Source organism: Salinicoccus cyprini, assembly GCF_007713705.1.
GTDB lineage: Bacteria > Bacillota > Bacilli > Staphylococcales > Salinicoccaceae > Salinicoccus > Salinicoccus cyprini.
The window spans coordinates 429,620-446,425 of record NZ_VMSJ01000001.1 but is presented as its reverse complement, the minus strand read 5'-3'; the positions used below and the strand labels follow the sequence as shown (position 1 = coordinate 446,425).

17 protein-coding genes and 1 pseudogene are annotated in these 16,806 nt (G+C 47.6%); 5 read left to right on the top strand and 13 right to left on the bottom strand.

From position 1 onward, the window contains the following. The first annotated feature begins 45 nt into the window (after nt 1-45). On the top strand, nt 46-417 hold the full coding sequence (locus FO441_RS02160) for a DUF7147 family protein (RefSeq protein WP_145285127.1): 372 nt from the start codon (nt 46-48) through the stop codon (nt 415-417). A 3-nt stretch (nt 418-420) separates the two neighbouring features. Here FO441_RS02160 and FO441_RS02155 read toward each other — a convergent pair whose 3' ends face one another. Then, nucleotides 421-684 (bottom strand): DUF2129 domain-containing protein, encoded by a 264-nt coding sequence (locus tag FO441_RS02155; protein WP_145285124.1) that lies wholly within the window; start codon nt 682-684, stop codon nt 421-423. Nucleotides 685-772: 88 nt separating this feature from the next. Here FO441_RS02155 and FO441_RS02150 point away from each other — a divergent pair, with 88 nt between their 5' ends. Beyond that, a complete protein-coding gene (locus FO441_RS02150) occupies nt 773-1,693 on the top strand; it encodes a glycerophosphodiester phosphodiesterase family protein (RefSeq protein WP_145285121.1) in 921 nt (306 codons plus the stop codon). Between the two features lie 34 nt (nt 1,694-1,727). Here the strand turns inward: FO441_RS02150 and FO441_RS02145 are convergent, their stop codons facing one another. Further along, nucleotides 1,728-2,171, bottom strand: a complete 444-nt coding sequence (locus FO441_RS02145; RefSeq protein ID WP_145285118.1) for a YlbF/YmcA family competence regulator — start codon at nt 2,169-2,171, stop codon at nt 1,728-1,730. A gap of 139 nt (nt 2,172-2,310) precedes the next feature. Here FO441_RS02145 and FO441_RS02140 point away from each other — a divergent pair, with 139 nt between their 5' ends. Next, nucleotides 2,311-2,667, top strand: a complete 357-nt coding sequence (locus FO441_RS02140) for a YugN family protein (protein ID WP_145285115.1) — start codon at nt 2,311-2,313, stop codon at nt 2,665-2,667. Nucleotides 2,668-2,709: 42 nt separating this feature from the next. On the opposite strand, the gene FO441_RS02135 is transcribed toward FO441_RS02140, so the two are convergent. From FO441_RS02135 to cyoE, 7 genes and pseudogenes are all read right to left on the bottom strand, one after another. Further along, nucleotides 2,710-3,165: a DUF420 domain-containing protein gene (locus FO441_RS02135; RefSeq protein ID WP_145285113.1), complete on the bottom strand. Its 456-nt coding sequence runs from the start codon at nt 3,163-3,165 to the stop codon at nt 2,710-2,712. A gap of 21 nt (nt 3,166-3,186) precedes the next feature. Then, nucleotides 3,187-4,140 (bottom strand): cytochrome c oxidase assembly factor CtaG, encoded by a 954-nt coding sequence (ctaG, locus tag FO441_RS02130; protein ID WP_145285111.1) that lies wholly within the window; start codon nt 4,138-4,140, stop codon nt 3,187-3,189. 127 nt (nt 4,141-4,267) lie between these two features. Then, nucleotides 4,268-4,609 carry a cytochrome C oxidase subunit IV family protein gene (locus FO441_RS02125; protein ID WP_145285108.1) on the bottom strand — a complete coding sequence of 114 codons (342 nt, stop codon included), beginning with the start codon at nt 4,607-4,609 and terminating at the stop codon, nt 4,268-4,270. 1 nt (nt 4,610) lies between these two features. Further along, the gene (locus FO441_RS02120) at nt 4,611-5,237 is read right to left on the bottom strand and encodes a cytochrome c oxidase subunit 3 (protein WP_145285105.1); all 627 of its coding nucleotides are present in this window, start codon (nt 5,235-5,237) and stop codon (nt 4,611-4,613) included. Beyond that, nucleotides 5,237-7,153: a cytochrome c oxidase subunit I gene (locus FO441_RS02115; RefSeq protein WP_145285102.1), complete on the bottom strand. Its 1,917-nt coding sequence runs from the start codon at nt 7,151-7,153 to the stop codon at nt 5,237-5,239. Before FO441_RS02115 ends, FO441_RS02120 begins: the two co-directional genes overlap by 1 nt. 266 nt (nt 7,154-7,419) lie before the next feature. Then, nucleotides 7,420-8,484 (bottom strand): annotated as a pseudogene (gene coxB / locus FO441_RS02110) (cytochrome c oxidase subunit II); the annotation flags it as partial. Between the two features lie 30 nt (nt 8,485-8,514). Continuing rightward, on the bottom strand, nt 8,515-9,435 hold the full coding sequence (gene cyoE, locus FO441_RS02105; RefSeq protein ID WP_145285097.1) for a heme o synthase: 921 nt from the start codon (nt 9,433-9,435) through the stop codon (nt 8,515-8,517). Nucleotides 9,436-9,745: 310 nt separating this feature from the next. Here cyoE and FO441_RS02100 point away from each other — a divergent pair, with 310 nt between their 5' ends. Then, on the top strand, nt 9,746-10,639 hold the full coding sequence (locus FO441_RS02100) for a COX15/CtaA family protein (RefSeq protein ID WP_145285094.1): 894 nt from the start codon (nt 9,746-9,748) through the stop codon (nt 10,637-10,639). A gap of 30 nt (nt 10,640-10,669) precedes the next feature. Here the strand turns inward: FO441_RS02100 and FO441_RS02095 are convergent, their stop codons facing one another. From FO441_RS02095 to FO441_RS02085, 3 genes are all read right to left on the bottom strand, one after another. Then, nucleotides 10,670-14,107 (bottom strand): pyruvate carboxylase, encoded by a 3,438-nt coding sequence (locus FO441_RS02095; protein WP_145285092.1) that lies wholly within the window; start codon nt 14,105-14,107, stop codon nt 10,670-10,672. 150 nt (nt 14,108-14,257) lie between these two features. Then, nucleotides 14,258-15,442 (bottom strand): FtsW/RodA/SpoVE family cell cycle protein, encoded by a 1,185-nt coding sequence (locus FO441_RS02090; RefSeq protein WP_145285089.1) that lies wholly within the window; start codon nt 15,440-15,442, stop codon nt 14,258-14,260. 31 nt (nt 15,443-15,473) lie between these two features. Next, nucleotides 15,474-15,773 (bottom strand): Fpa/YlaN family protein, encoded by a 300-nt coding sequence (locus tag FO441_RS02085; protein ID WP_145285086.1) that lies wholly within the window; start codon nt 15,771-15,773, stop codon nt 15,474-15,476. Nucleotides 15,774-15,920: 147 nt separating this feature from the next. On the opposite strand from FO441_RS02085, the gene FO441_RS02080 reads away from it, so the two are divergent. Then, nucleotides 15,921-16,403, top strand: coding sequence for a hypothetical protein (locus tag FO441_RS02080; RefSeq protein WP_145285084.1), 483 nt, complete (start codon nt 15,921-15,923; stop codon nt 16,401-16,403). A 50-nt stretch (nt 16,404-16,453) separates the two neighbouring features. Here FO441_RS02080 and FO441_RS02075 read toward each other — a convergent pair whose 3' ends face one another. Continuing rightward, nucleotides 16,454-16,783 (bottom strand): YlaH-like family protein, encoded by a 330-nt coding sequence (locus FO441_RS02075; protein WP_145285081.1) that lies wholly within the window; start codon nt 16,781-16,783, stop codon nt 16,454-16,456. Nucleotides 16,784-16,806: the final 23 nt, after the last annotated feature.

The window sequence follows — 16,806 nt, the reverse complement described above, 5'->3', positions numbered from 1 at the left end:
TTTCCTTACATGGTTGGTTTAGAATGATGAATGGGAGTTGATAATATGCAGAAATTCATCACACTTGGAGAAGGTCATGGCGACCTTTTCGAGCTTGAAGCACTGATAGAGAATGACCATGGAAGAATCGATAAAGGAATCTTCCTCCATACCGCAGAAGGCATGTCGACATTTCTTCTCGTCATGTCACCGCTCCGCGGAAATTTCCAGGCCATATATGCCATCTACAGAGGCATCCTTCATAAGGAGGGCACAGGAAAGAAATATGCGATGATCAGTGAATGGTGCCGGGGGCAGAATATTCCGGTCATTGAATTCTCCACGCGGGATCCAAAAGATTTCCACGAAAGAGAGCAGTTCTACCAGTACATTACCGGGGTACTGCGGCTGAACCATCTGATTCCGCCCCTGACATGAAAATCAGATGACCCGGTAGTCCTTCGGTTCAAAGTTCTCGGTACCGTATTCCCTTTTGATATTCGGATATTCGCTCGCCACCACATCGCTGACATACTTCAGCCGGTTCAAAGCCTCCATTGTTTGAGAGAGGTCGGTTTCGTATATATATAGTAATAAGTACTTTTTTTCCTTATTGACGTATATGAGGTGGCCGTACCGTTTCAATTGTCGTATGAATTTATTTTGTTTAAAATAAATGTATATGCCGATGCGTTTCTCAAGCATACTACCCCACCTTATATATTTTTATACAGTTATGATACCATGGAAATAGGAAGTTTTAAACGAAACTATAATTGGAGGCATAATTACTATGAAAAAGTGTACGAAGAGCCTACTTGCAGCAATCGGGGTCACAGGCGGACTCGTCGGTGGACTCTGGGTGGGAACCAGAGTGGCGAGTGAACCGAAGATCAGAGACATCAAACCGTACTTCAGACACCGCTCCCCCTATATCTTTGCACATCGCGGCGGCATGGGACTTGCACCGGAGCATACCATTGCGGCCTTCGACAAGGCGGGCAGATTCGAAGTCGACGGATTTGAAGTCGATATCCGCATGACAAAGGATGAAGAGATTGTCGTCTTCCACGATGCCTATGTGGACCGTACTTCCAATGGTGCCGGACGCATAAGCAACCTGACACTCGACGAACTCAGAAAACTCGATTTCGGCTACCATTTCCGGGATGCTGAAGGAAACCACCCTTACAGGGAATCTGAAGATGCACGCATTGTAACACTCAGAGAGCTGATCGAGAAGTATCCCGACAAGCTCATCAACATCGATATCAAGGACGATCCGAATTCATATGAAGGCAGTCTGATGCCAAGCCTGCTCTACCGTCTGATCGATGAGCTTGACGTCCGCGATCGTGTCCTCATCACAAGCTTCCACGATGCACAGATTGAGCGGTTCCAGCTCTACTCGGGCGATGACATCGCTCTTGGGGCCGGAGAAGAACAGGTCAGAAATGCCTACTTGGCATATGCTTCAGGATTCAAGCATCTATTCAATCCTAAAGCGGATACTTTCCAGATTCCACCACGCTACAACAACATTCCGCTCGACAAGGAAGGCTTCATAGACTATCTGCAGAGCCTGAACATTGCGGTCGGATACTGGGTCATCAATGAAATGGACGAGATGGATGAACTCATCCAAAAAGGTGCGCACACGATTGTCACCGATTATCCGGACATCAGCCACCACCTGATGAAGGAAAGATACTAGAAAAGGCTCCCCGATGGGGAGCCTTTCGCATATCCTAGCTTGCACTCTGGCATCCGCAGCTGCCACCTGTTGCGCATCCGGACTCTCCGGATACGGAGAAGAACGGGTTGCTGCTGACTACATTGACATTGCTGCTGACACTCGTGCTCACGTGATAGAGCACTTCATCAAGCAGAGCCTGCAGCTGATATTCGGTCCTTCTGTATTCCATGATGACGGGGTGCATATCCAGTTTCTTTTTGAACTGGTTGATCTCCCGACGTTTTGTACTGAAGTCGGGATGGTATCTGCCAAACCTCTGGACTTCCTCGAAATCCATCTTCAGACGTGTGAACTGATCTATGAGCTGTGATACTTCCTGATCTTCATCAAGAAGTGCACGGTATCTGCAATACTGCTGATAGGCTTCGGTCTGCCTTATTTTTTCATTTAAGGCATCGAGCTGATCTAGAATTTCCATTTCTGTTTCTGTAACCATTTACAACACCTCCCCCACATAATATCACATATCCATGGTTTTCCACCACCAGCATTTTCAGTTTTCAAATACCATTTGCAACTGTCGGGACAATAGATTAAAATTAAAGTAATGGAAAAATGCTTAGGGAGGAAAATTCATGGTTTTCGAAAACTCTACTCTTGAGACGATGGTCGTTTCTCAGGATATACTGCAAGATGTTATGAATAAGAACGGACTGGTACTTGGCGGCTCATGGGATTATGAACGGATGACCTTCGACTATAAATATGAACTGCCTGAAGGCATCTATTACCTGCGTATCCCTGGATATGCAATAGAGGGGGATGTTGGTGCCAAAAATGCCATCCTCCAGCTGATGGACCCATACATGGGCAAACACTACTACCCGACTGGTCTCGAGTACGGAAGCGATGAACATTTCCCTGAACGTATCGTGAACCACGCCGTACAGAAAATCAGAGCTGTCGCACAGGACCTGAAAGCAATCGCATAAATCTTCATAGAAAAAGGGCTGCTCATTCGAGCAGCCCTTTTTCTATCCCTGAAGGATGGCTTTGATCAGTGAAGTCGTCTCGCCACCCGGGTAAAGTACGTACAGCAGTACATAGACCATGACACCAGTAATCGCTGTACCGAACCAGATGGTAGATGCCCATGGCGCAATCTTCCTGTGTCGCGCCAGTTTCCTCTTGTAGCCCAGGTAGACCTGGACGCCCCCGAGGATGCCCCCTGATGTAGCCAGTATGATATGGAATATCAGAAACACCGTATAGAAAGGAACGAGACCTTCCGGTCCTCCAAATGCCGTGTTTCCTATGAATACTGTCCTTGAGGCATAGATGATGAAAAAGATCAGTGCGCTGACTGCTGCATAGGTCATCATCTTCTGATGTCCGTCAATCTGTCCATTTCTGACTTTGGCGATGCCGATGGCCATGAAGACTGCACTGATTACGATGAATAATGTACTGATGGTCGGTAAAATGTGCACGGTGTGATTCTCCTTATTCCATTATCTGTATTGGTTGAAAAGTTCTTTCTGTAGGCGTGCCTCTTCCATGGAGCGGCGTGTCACTTCATCTTCATCCCTGCGCTCATTTCTGTACCAATTATAGAAGAGATGTCCGAGCATGAAGGCGAAGAAGATCTCCTGCAGCACTTTCATGATGATGCCGCCTGTCTGCTGGTCCATGATCGGCGTTGTATTGGTGAAGTACTCGGGACCTGAAATGAGGCCCTGCCCTCTCAATCCATCAAGAACACCGGAAGGTACACACAGTGCCATTGCGGAAAGCCACGCATCTCCATCTGTATAGGTGTTGTAGAGCGGTTCACCTGCAAAGATGATCAATGCACAGGCAGGTGTCAACAGCGCTCCGATCGCAAAGACATACAGAAGCTTGAACAGCCCACCCATATGATTCTCCTGCGGCTCTACCCTGTTGAAGATCGGATAGAAAAGTAGAATTGCCAGCATGAAGAGCAGAATGTTGAATCCGGAGTGCAATGGCGCATTCTGTTTAAGGTAGTCGAGCACGACCGGAATATGATAGATGGAAAAGATTCCATTGAACAGTATCAGCGGTATCAAAGGCTTCCGGGCGATTGCAAAGAACTGCTTCAGAACGGGCAGTTCCACGATGTATTTCCATAGGTACTCGGGTATGGCGAAGTACATCAGCGGAGCAATCAACAGAAATACCACGGCCATCTGCAGCATATGGAAGCTGAACAGAATATGGCTCAGTATGTCCACCGGCGCACCATACATGGCATAGAGCAGCAGCATGCAAGTGGCAAAAAGCGAACCTTCCTTGAGTTTAAGAGGCCGGCCGCCTTCAAACTTCCGATACCACTTTTTGGTGGTCAGGAAATAGACGACGGTAATAAAAACGACAAAAGCCAGGAAATACGGACTCCAGTTTGCGATAAAACCGAATATTGATATAGATGACAAGTTTTCCATTTAGAATCATCCCTTTATAAAATCACTTAATCCCAGTATAGTTTCCAGGCGTTTATTGGGCAAGGTAATACCATGACAATATGATGACAAATAAAGACCGGCACAGTGTGCCGGTCTTTATGCTGACTTAGATTGGTTTGCCAATCCATACGATATAGATGAACGTAACTACAAAGGATAATGCAAAGAATATCCCCGTCATGATGAACAGCTTGGCGAATTCATGCCCTTTGTCCTTCATATGCATGAAGTAGTAGAACTGGAGGATGACCTGAATGAAAGCCATGCCTATCACAATAGGAATGACGAACTGCGGACTCACATCCATCGCCACCAGTCCGAAAGCGACGAACGTGAGGAAAATCATCAGTGAGAATGAGATGATCTGCTGACGCATTTCCCTGGTGCGCTCACGACGGACGTAATCGAGCTTCTTTTTAGACATTGGTTCCTGTTTGATTTCTGCCATGCTACATCACTCCCAGCAAGTAGACTATTGTGAAGATGAACACCCACACAACATCGATAAAGTGCCAGTAAAGGGACGCTGTATTCACTTTAGCCGCCGTATAGACGGAAATACCTCGTCTCGCATTACGCAGGATGAGCAGTGTGATCCATCCAAGACCGATGACGACGTGGAAACCGTGTGTACCGAGCAGGAAGTAGAACGCACTACCGAAGGCACTGGATCTGAATGTATGACCGTGGTGCACATATTCGATGAACTCGTAGATTTCCAATGAAAGGAATCCGAGTCCAAGGAGTACGGTAATACCGAGCCATAGCTGCATCTTGGCAAAGTTGTTGTTTCTCATGTGATAGATTGCATAGACACTTGTCAGTGATGATGTCAGTAGAAACATTGTCATGACAAATGCAAGCGGTAGCGCGAAGAGATCAGCAGCCAGGGGATGATCTTCCCCTGGTACTGAATCTTTCAGAGCAAGATACGTCGCAAAGAGAGATGCGAAAAGTGTAGTCTCACCTGCAAGGAAAATCCAGAAGCCGATGAACTTGTTCTTACCTTCCATTGTCGCAGTTTCAGGATGGGCCGGCCATCTTTCGCTTGGCACATTATATTCCATGTGAGCCATTATTTCGCCCTCCTTTCTTCTTCTTCAAGATCTCTGAGTACTTCTTCCTTGGTTACATAGTAGCCGAGGTCATCTTTTACAGAACGTGTAATCATTGCACCGATTGTAATAGCCAGTCCAAGACCCAGTACCCATGGCGCCCATGGATGTACAGGAAGACCACTTACTGCATCAATCGCCCAGTCCTTGCCTGATGCAAAGTACAGTGCGCCGAAACCAGCAACGAACAGTCCGAATGACATGACGAACGGAATGAATGAGTTATTCGGCATGTGGAAGTCTTCCAATGATTCGGAAGGCATCATTCTACCGTTGTTCGCTTTTTTCTCGATCCAGTATGCATCCAGTCCACGGACGAGTGGAATCTGTGCAAAGTTATAGTATGGTACAGGAAGCGGCAGTGACCATTCGAGTGTACGGCCATCTCCCCATGGATCACGTCCAACTTTCTGATTCTTGGCGATTGTCATAATGATGTTGATGACGAGTATGATTACAGCAATTGCCATCATCAATGCCCCGATCGAGGATATGAGGTTGGCTGTATTGTACCCCTGCCCATCCAGGTAGGTGAACACACGTCTAGGCATACCCCATAGTCCGAGGAAGTGCTGGATCAGGAATGTCATGTGGAAGCCGATGACGAAGATGACGAAAGTGATCTTGCCGAGCTTTTCACTGAGCATTGTACCGAACATCAGCGGCCAGTAGTAGTGCAGTCCTGCAAGCAGTCCGAACACGACACCACCGACGATGACGTAGTGGAAGTGTGCAACGATGAAGTAGGAGTCGTGGTACTGGTAGTCGGCTGGTGCCGCTGCCTGCATGACACCTGTAACTCCACCCATCGTAAATGATGGAATGAATGCAAGAGCGTAGAGCATCGGTGTCGTGAATTCTATGCTTCCGCCCCAGACGGTTGCGATCCAGTTGAATATTTTGATACCGGTCGGCACCGCAATGGCCATCGTAGCCAAGGCGAAGATCGCGTTCGCTGTCGGTCCAAGACCTACTGTGAACATGTGGTGCGCCCAGACCATGAATCCGAAGAATCCGATGATGATTGTGGCGAATACCATTGCCGAGTAGCCGAATAGACGTTTACGTGCAAATGTTGCGAATATCTCCGAGAATATACCGAATGCCGGCAGAATCAGGATATATACTTCCGGGTGTCCGAATATCCAGAACAGATGCTCCCAGATGATCGTGTTGCCCCCTGTTTCGACCAGGAAGAAACTGGATCCGAACATGCGGTCGAAAATAAGGAGGAACAATCCGATTGTGAGCGGCGGGAATGCGAATACGATAAGTACGGAAGCGACCAGTGTCGTCCATGTCATAAGCGGCATTCTCATGTATGTCATACCGGGTGCTCTCATGTTGATGATTGTAGTTACAAAGTTGATACCTGATATCAATGTACCTGCACCACTGATCTGAAGACCGAGTGCATAGAAGTCGATACCATGTCCAGCTGACGCGATTGAAAGTGAAGCATAGCTTGTCCAGCCTGCATCCGGCGCGCCTCCAAGGAACCATGATAGGTTCAAGAAGATACCACCGAAAATGAATAGCCAGACACCGAGTGCGTTCAGGAACGGAAACGCAACGTCACGCGCCCCGATCTGAAGTGGCACTGTCGCATTCATGAATGCGAACAATAACGGCATTGCTGCCAGGAAAATCATTGTCGTACCGTGCATGGTGATCATTTCGTTGAACAGTCCTGCTGAGAGGAAGTCATTATTTGGTACTGCAAGCTGAATTCTTATCATCATTGCTTCAATACCACCAACTACGAAGAAGAAACCACCAGCAATCAAGTAGAGTATTGCTATTTTCTTATGGTCTACTGTAGTCAGGTATTCCCAGATTACAGAGCCGACACCTTGCTTTTTAGCTGTGGATGCCATTACTAGTTACCTCCTTCTTCATCGGATTCCGAAGTGGATTCTTCAGAATCTGATGCACTTTCTTCGCTAGGTTCCGAGGAGGCTTCTTCTGAAGCTTCTTCACCAGACTCGGGAGACGCTTCTTCCGTGGATTCTTCGCCCTCTGCAGCAGGCTCTTCCGAGGAAGCTTCTTCTGCAGAACCTTCGCTTTCTCCACTGGATTCAGTGGATCCCTCTTCCGAGGATTCTTCAGCGTTTTGTCTTAGCGTTTCAACATCACCTGAACCCTCTTCAACTTTGAGTTCCATCAAGTACGCGGCAACAGATGCGATTTCCTCATCTGTCAGATCGTATGCGCCTGTCATCTTGTTGTCCGGCTTGAATGCTTCCGGATCCGAGATCCAGTTGATGAGGTTCTCTTCACTGTGAGCCAGATAGCCCGCAATCAGTTCACGGTCTCCAAAGTTTGTCAGGTTAGGTCCTTGTGCCCCTGCTCCAGTTGGTGTGACAGCGTGGCAGCCGATACATGAGTTGTTGAAGATTTCCTGGCCTTCAGCTGCATCGGATGCAGATGCCTGTACAGGTTCTTCGATACTCTTCATGTCTGCGAGCCATTGATTGTATTCGTCTTCAGGGAGGGTTTTCACTTTGAAGTCCATCAGTGCGTGGGATGGACCACAAAGCTCAGCACATTTACCATAGAACAGACGGTTGGAATCCTGTGCTTTTTCGTCATCAAATGTAAGGTAGAAACTGTTGATACCTTCAACGTTCGTATCCATCTTACCACCGGCGGCCGGCACCCAGAATGAGTGTTTTACATCGGAAGCCTGAAGATTGAAGTATACTTTCGTATCCGTTGGAACGACAAGTTCCTGGCCAGTAACGACGCCTACATTCGGATACTCGAATTCCCACCAGTACTGGTTTGCAGTAACGTTGATGACTACTTCTTCGCTGTTCACTTCGCCAGCATCATTTTCACTTGCCTCAGTATCTGACTGTTTGAATGTCAGGTAGACGGTCGGAACAGCAAGGATAATAAGTAATATGATCGGGATTGCGGTCCATATCACTTCAAGTGTATGGTTTCCGGCAATATCCTTGGGCTCGAAATCCTCGCCCATGTTTTTCCTGCGGCTCTTTACTACAGCGATAGTAAAGACGATTGAAACTGCAATAACAACAAACAGCATAATAATGATGGATAGCAGCATCAGATCGAACTGTTCCTGTCCAACTTCACCAGCTGGTCTTAAAGTGCTGAGATGATTCTTACCACACCCGGATGCGAATGCAGCCAAGATCGTGATAAGTCCAAGCCACTTGGCATTCATCCAACGATTTTTCATGTAAATAGCCCTCTCTTTCATTCTTAAGCTTTAGAAATTTCCTAATAGACCGGCGACAATGATCATTACGAAGAAAATCATAATGTAGTTCAATGAGAAGATGAATACCTTGCCGGCATGCCGGTTATCATCTTCGACTGGACGGAACTTGTTGAACGAGATGACCAGCCATATGATGTTCAATGCGGTTGCAAGAACGACGAACCATAAGCCAAGTTCAGTCATCATGATGGGAGTAAAAAGAAGCAGTGCCACCCAGAAGACAATTGATATCCTCGTGCGATGATTCCCTTTTACGGAAGGAAGCATAGGCACTCCTGCCATGCTGTACTCATCGCTTCGTTTTATTGCTAATGCGTAGAAGTGTGGGGGTTGCCACAAGAACATCACGATGAACATCGCCCAGGCAAGTATATGAAGATCCGGTTCAATTACGGCCCAGCCGATAAGCGGTGGCATAGCTCCGGGAATTGCACCGATGACCGTATTCGATAGAAGGTGACGCTTTGCAAATATCGAGTAGACGACCGCGTACCCGAAAGCGGCAATCAGACCGAGTGTTCCGGCAGTCGAATTGATCGAGTACAGAAGGATCTCCCCGACAGCCAGGCTGCCGTATCCGATCATCAGAATATCCCGACCGGAGAAAGTACCGTCTACACTTGGTCTCGACTGCTTCGATGCCATCACAGCATCGATGTCACGATCGTAGTAGTTGTTCAGTGCGGCAACGCCGCCTATGACAAGTCCGGTTGCTGCAACCATCAGCAGCAGAAGTGGCACATTGGAGAAGAAAGACTGATTATAATACATTACAGCCAGAAATCCTGCGGCAAAGGCCGGAATCAGGTTCGCCTTGATAATACCATCTTTGACCAGTGTCTTCACTGCCTTGAAGGTGATTCCCTTACTATCATGATGCACATCATTACCATATACATCACTTTGCATCCATACGCCTCCTTTCACCACAGACACATTTACAGATAATAATAAATTAAAAATGACACATTTACTATACATTTCTGAAATAAAAACGTTACATTTTATATTGTTCAAAAATTGTTCATCAATGTGCCACAATCTCATTCCTTTTGTGTTTTATACTGGGAATAGTTGTTTGTTGTACATTTCGATTTTACCATATATTCTGGAATTGTTAAGGGCAATCGGATATATTCGTGATTGCATGGACAAGTTCTTTCATATATATTAGTTATCTGTGACCACTTACAGCAAAAGAACTATTGAGGTGTTACCATTGTATAAAAACTTAAAAGTATTGGCCGTCGTCACGACACTCATGATGGTCTTCGTGCAGATCGGTGGTGCATTGGTAACAAAAACCGGTTCTGCAGACGGATGTGGACGGTCATGGCCATTATGCCACGGACAGATCATCCCGAGCTCATGGCCTATTGAAACAATCATCGAACTTGCCCACCGGGGCGTCTCCGGCATGGCCATCATAATGGTCGGTCTGCTGGGCTGGCTGGCACTCAAGCTGCTGCCGCACAAAAGGGAAACGCGCTTTCTTGTCATTCTGAGCATCAGTTTCATTCTTGTTCAGGCACTGATTGGAGCAGGCGCAGTCATCTGGGGGCAGAACGACTTCATTCTTGCAGCGCATTTCGGTATTTCACTGATCAGCTTTGCTGCAGTTTTTCTGCTTACACTACTCGTATTCGAGGTCGATCAGAAATTTGAGGCACAGTCCCTTGCCATTGGTTCCTACCTCAGATATCATACAATATTCCTGACAATCTATATCTATCTCGTTGTCTATAGCGGCGCACTAGTAAGGCATACGGATTCATCACTTGCCTGTCTGGGCTGGCCGCACTGTGGACAGGGGCAGCTATGGGCGGCTGACTTCTACCAATGGGTGCAGATGAGCCACCGTGTACTTGCCGGCATCATCGTCATCTGGATATTCATCATACTGATCCATGTACTCAGACACTACAGCCAGTATAGAATATTGAAGTATGGCTGGACGATTGCATTCATACTCGTGCTCCTTCAGGCACTGACCGGAATGCTGAGTGTACTGACACTCGTCAACATATTCATCGCCCTGCTGCACGCGCTGTTCATCACGCTGCTGTTCGGCCTGCTATGCTACTTCATTCTTCTGCTGTCGAGATCCAAATAAATATACCCACACAGTTGTGTGGGTATATTTTTATGCCTTTTCCACTGTCATCATCAGATCCATGGACTCGACTTTATCTCCAGCAGCCACAAACACTTCGGATACTTTGCCATCAAATGGTGCCTTTACAGAGTTCTCCATCTTCATGGCTTCTGTAATGATGATGACTTCCCCTTTTTTGAATGTGTCGCCTGCCTTGTACTTCACTGTACTTACTGTGCCCGGCATCTGGGCGCCGATATCTCCAAGTGCGGTTGGATCCGCCTTCTTCAGACGTGCTGACGTGGACTCTACATTCTCATCATTGATATAGACCTTTCTCGGGAATCCGTTCAGTTCAAAATACATCCAGCGGCAGCCGTCTTCATGAACGTGCCCGATTGAAAGCAGATTGACGATCAGTGTTTTGCCCTTGTCAATTTCGATTTCGAGCACTTCATTTTTCCGCATGCCGAAAAGGAACGTCGGCGTATCCAGCACTTCAACATTGCCGAACCGGTCATTTGTGCTGATGAATTCCTTGAATACTTTCGGATAGAGCGCATACGACAGAACATCCTTATCGGTTATCCGCCGCTCGCAGAATTGTGACATCTCCTCTTTCAGCGCATCGAAATCCACAGGCTCCATCACTTTTCCTGCACGCTCCGTCAGCGGTTCGCTGCCCTTCAGAACAACTTTCTGGAGTTCGGTATTGAAGCCTGTTGCCGGTCTGCCGATTTCACCTTTAAAGAAGCTGACGACGGAATCCGGGAAGTCGAGATGCTGACCGCGATCGATGACGCTTTCCTCATCCAGATCATTTTGAACCATGAACAGTGCCATATCGCCGACCACTTTGGATGACGGGGTCACTTTGACAATGTCACCGAACAGCAAGTTCACCTTCTGGTACATTTTCTTCACTTCACCATAACGCTCGCCGAGTCCGAGGGACTTGGCCTGGCTGAACAGGTTGGAATACTGTCCACCCGGCATTTCGTGCTTGTAGATTTCTGTGTTCGGACTCTTGATGTCACTTTCAAAATCAGTGTAGTATCTTCTTACGCCCTCCCAGTACTGGCTGAGCCGCTCAAGACCATCTATATCCGCACGGATCTGCCTGTCCTGGCTGCTCTGTGCATAATAGAGGGTGTTGGCACTCGGCTGCGAAGTCAATCCACTCATCGCCCCGAGGGCGGTATCGACAACATCCACACCGGCTTCAATCGCCTTGTGATACATCAGTACGCCATTGCCGCTCGTATCATGCGTATGCAGATGGATCGGAATATCCACGGTGGCCTTCAGTTCGCCGATCAGTTCGTAGGCTGCCTGCGGCTTCAGAAGACCTGCCATATCCTTGATTGCGAGAATATGGACACCTTCCGCTTCGAGGGCTTTGGCCATATTTCTATAATAGTCGAGTGTATAGACATTGGAACGCTCCGGATTCAGAATATCTCCTGTGTAGCAGATGGCACCTTCCGCCACCTTGCCTGTCCTGAGCACCGCCTCGATTGGCTGCTTCATCGCCTCCATCCAGTTCAGGGAGTCGAATATTCTGAACACATCGATACCGGCATCCGCGCTTTCCTGCACGAACTTCTCCACGACATTATCCGGATAGTTCTTGTAGCCCACCGCATTGGATGCACGCAGCAGCATCTGGAAGAGTACGTTCGGTATTTCCCTGCGGAGTACCTCAAGACGTCTCCAAGGGTCCTCCTTCAGGAAGTTGTAGGCGACATCGAACGTTGCCCCACCCCACATTTCAAGGGAGAATGCATCCTTCAGATCATGCGCTGTATAAGGTGCAATCTTCTTCATATCGTAAGTCCGGACACGTGTCGTCAGAAGCGACTGGTGGGCGTCCCGCATCGTCGTATCGGTGATGAGCACATCATTCTGGTCCTTCAGCCATTTTGCGAGCCCCTCCGGCCCTTCACGATCCAGAATCTGCTTTGTCCCCTCTTTGATATCCGGCTCATAGTCCGGCAGCACAGGAGGATCAAAGTGCGGCTTCTGTCGCTTCTCTACACCCGGGAAACCATTTACGGTAATTGTCGAGATGTATTCCAGCGTCTTTGTTCCCCGGTCCTTCGGCTTTTCGAACTCGAAAAGGGATGGCGTCGTATCGATGAACTTCGTCGAGTAGTCGCCTTTCTGGAAGTCCTTGTTGCCGATGACATTGATCAGGAATTGGAGGTTCGTCTTGATGCCGCGGATCCGCATCTCCTTCAGGCTGCGTGTCATCTTCTCATTGGCATCCTTATACGTCAGTCCATGCGTCGAGAGCTTTACAAGCAGGGAATCGTAGTACGGGGAGATGACTGCACCCTGGAAACCGTCTCCGGCGTCCAGACGGACACCAAAACCACCACTGGAACGGTACGCCATGATTTCACCGGTATCCGGCATGAAGCCGTTCAAAGGATCCTCTGTTGTAATACGGCACTGTACCGCATAGCCCATGAGCGGGATGTCCTCCTGCTTCGGGAGGTTGATGACTTCACCGAACAGTGTATTGCCATCGGCGATCTGGATCTGTGTCTTGACGATATCGATGCCTGTGACCATTTCGGTGATTGTATGCTCGACTTGGACACGCGGGTTGACTTCGATGAAATAGAATTCATCATCCGCTACAAGAAACTCCACTGTACCGGCATTGACATAGCCGACCTGTTCGCCCATATTCTTTGCAGCCTCACATATTTCAAGGCGCAGTTCATCAGTCAGACCGACTGAAGGGGCAACCTCCACCACTTTCTGGTGACGCCTCTGGACGGAACAGTCCCGCTCATACAGATGAAGCATGTTGCCGTCCGTATCACCGATGATCTGCACTTCGATGTGCTTCGGCCTATCAATATATTTTTCAAGGTAGACCTCACTGTTGCCGAATGACTTCGACGCCTCACTTTTTGCACGCTCGTAGCTGTCTTTAAGATCGTCATCACTTTCGACGATGCGCATGCCTTTGCCGCCGCCGCCTGAAATGGCCTTGATGATGATCGGATAGCCGTGCGTCTCGATGAACGCCTCCACTTCGTCGAAGGACTGCACCGCACCATCCGTGCCTGGAATGACAGGCAGGCCTGTGGCGACTGCAGTCTCGCGTGCCTTGACCTTGTCCCCGAACATGTCGAGGTGACGGAGCTCGGGACCGACGAATATGATGCCCTCCTCCTCACAGCGTCTTGCAAATTCCATGTTTTCACTCAGGAAGCCGTAGCCCGGGTGGATTGCGTCCACTCCAGCATTCTTTGCTACTCTGATGATTGCTTCTATATTGAGGTAGCTCTCAGTCGGCGATAGATTTTCACCGACCAGATAAGCTTCATCCGCCTTATATCTATGTAGCGCACCTTTGTCTTCATTGCTATAGATTGCCACAGTAGTGATATCCAGTTCTGTACATGCCCGGAAAATACGAATTGCGATTTCTCCTCTGTTGGCGACAAGCAGCTTGTTGATTCTATTCATGATCTTCCTCCTTTACTATATCAATCAATTATATTAAATATTCAAAAAATAAACAATGAAATTCATTACGAAATTTTCATACTATTTTTGAAACATTTACGGAACCGCTCACATAGTATATAAAAAAACTGGACATCAATGATGTCCGGTTCAGATACGTCCCATCTCTTTTGATTTTTTTACGTGCTTGGCCGCTATGATCAAAAGACCGATAGCAATCGAAATGCTCAGGAACGAAGATCCACCATAGCTTAGAAGCGGCAATGGTACACCTGTCAGTGGAATCAGCTTGGAGATGCCTCCAAGATTGATGAACAGCTGGAAAGCAACATATATTGCAACACCGATGCAGACCAGGCGGTAGAACATGTCTTTCGATATGGCAGCGTACCTGAGTGCTTTGATGACGATGATCAGATAGAGGCAGAGTATGAACACGACACCGATCAACCCGAGTTCTTCTGCAATGATTGCGAAGATGAAATCGGTATGCGGCTCAGGCAGGTAGCCGAGCTTCATTACGCTGTCGCCGATGCCGGTACCGGTAATGCCGCCATGTGATATGGAGACAAGTGCATTGGTCAGCTGGTACCCGGTACCTGTCGGATCATTGAACGGGTGCAGGAACGTATCGATCCTTGCCTGCTGATAAGGGGAAAGAATGCTGCCTTTGATAAGGTACGTAAATATGCCGACAACACCGGCAGCGACAGCAAGTACACCCCCTGCTTTCGCAAGAAAGCCGATCGGGATGCCGGAATAGAGGAAGATGCCCGCTATGATCCCCATGATGACGAGACCCGTTCCGAAATCATTGGTGATGACGATCATCGTACAGAAGCCGATAAAAAGAAGAGGAACAAGGTGGCCGCCCTCCAGATGCTTCAGCCGGTCTCTCTTGCGATCGTAAATATAGGCCAGGTAAAGAATGGTGACAATCTTGAAGAACTCGGAAGTCTGAAAGTTGAAGCCTACTCCAGGAATCGGGATCCAGTTTTTCTCACCATTGACCTCCATACCGAAGAGTGCTGTATATACCAGTAGAATGAAGATGCTGCCTGTGGCAATCATCTGGAAATACTTGTTCTTCAGAAACTCTCCAGACATGAAGTATGCCATGATGAAGACGATTGTAAATCCGAGAACAATGGCAACCAGCTGTTTTATGTAGAAGCTCTCCGGGCTGCCCCCGTCTTTCCAGGCTGTCACCATGCTCGCACTATAGATCATGACAAGGCCGATCAGGCTCAGCAGTACGTATGTAATGACTATGGTGAAATCGACATATTTTGAATAAACTCTTACGTAATTGAAGAAATCTTTTATGAATGACAATGTATCGCCTCATTTAAAAAAAGTCTAAAGATTACATTCCTTTAGACTCGAATTTTTCATCTTTCATATATGCATCGTGGACTTTGGAGACTTCCTTCTCGAGTTTCTCCAGCAGTGCACGGCCATCTTGAGGATCGATCAGGCCAAGCCTGGCAGCAAAATGAACTTCTTTGGATAGCCCGAACATCTGGGTGTCCAGTACTTCTTCATAGACAGGGCATTGGGGCATTGTCAAATTGTCCATCTGCACTTCGATCAGCTGAACAATCTTCTCTGCGTCTTTCTCCAGCTGGTCATAAGCTTGTTTACTCAGTTCATTTAATGTGGACACGAAATAACCCCTTTCTATAAACTCTCTATAAAATTTTATATCACCATACGTAAAAAAGCAAGCGAAGACGAGCATATGAAAGCAGTTGCGGACATTTATATATGCTGTTCAAGTCTGTTATAATTACACCATAAGGAGCGAATGAATATGATAATACAGATTATGGGTAATGTACGTTTTCAGATCACACTGGATCCTTCCACATGGATCTTCGATGACCGTAAAGAGGAGCTTGATAAAATACTCCGAAATGATGCGGATGAGGAACAGATCGACTTCTCCGATTCGAAAGAATGGAACCGTCAGATCATAGAAGGCACAACGAAGCCGCCGACCCTTAAATCCGAAAAGAAGTTCAAGAAGCAGCAGCTGCTGGATGGGACTTTCGCCATCTGCCTGAAGCCATTTCTTGAATACGCAGAACCGGTCCGTGGCGAAGATGCCATGATCACCTTCACTCATGAAGCTGATACGACAACCCTCCCATACGACGCGCGCCACACTTTCTATGCCCATTTCAGCCGGGATGGGAAGCAGCTGTATGAAGATGGCCTCATCGATGTGCTCGTCATCAAAGAGGGAGAGATCGAGACACGCCTCGAACACGTCAGCGGCATCAGGTTCGACTAGTACCATTCAGCAAAAAAAAGCTGTTCATCCTATGGATGAACAGCTTTTTTCTATTTTCCGGAAGTCTTGATATTACCGGCCTTGCGTTCCTGATGCAGTCTGAAACGATAGAGTGCCAGGATGATGGCAGCAACAACCAGACTTTCTGCAACCGGCAGGAAAGCGCCGAAGAACGTCAGCATTATACAACCGAAAAACATGACGATGTAGATGATCACGTTCTGCCATATCTTGATTTTGCGCGCAAATCCAAGGTTATAGACAAGAATCGACAGCACGAAGATGGTAATGAACAAGTACCACATGCCCGCCCCTGGATTCGTATCCAGGCCGAAGATTCTGCCGAAAAACGTCAGGCGTTCCGTTACATTTACATTCATCAGTTCAGGGAGAAACAATTAGA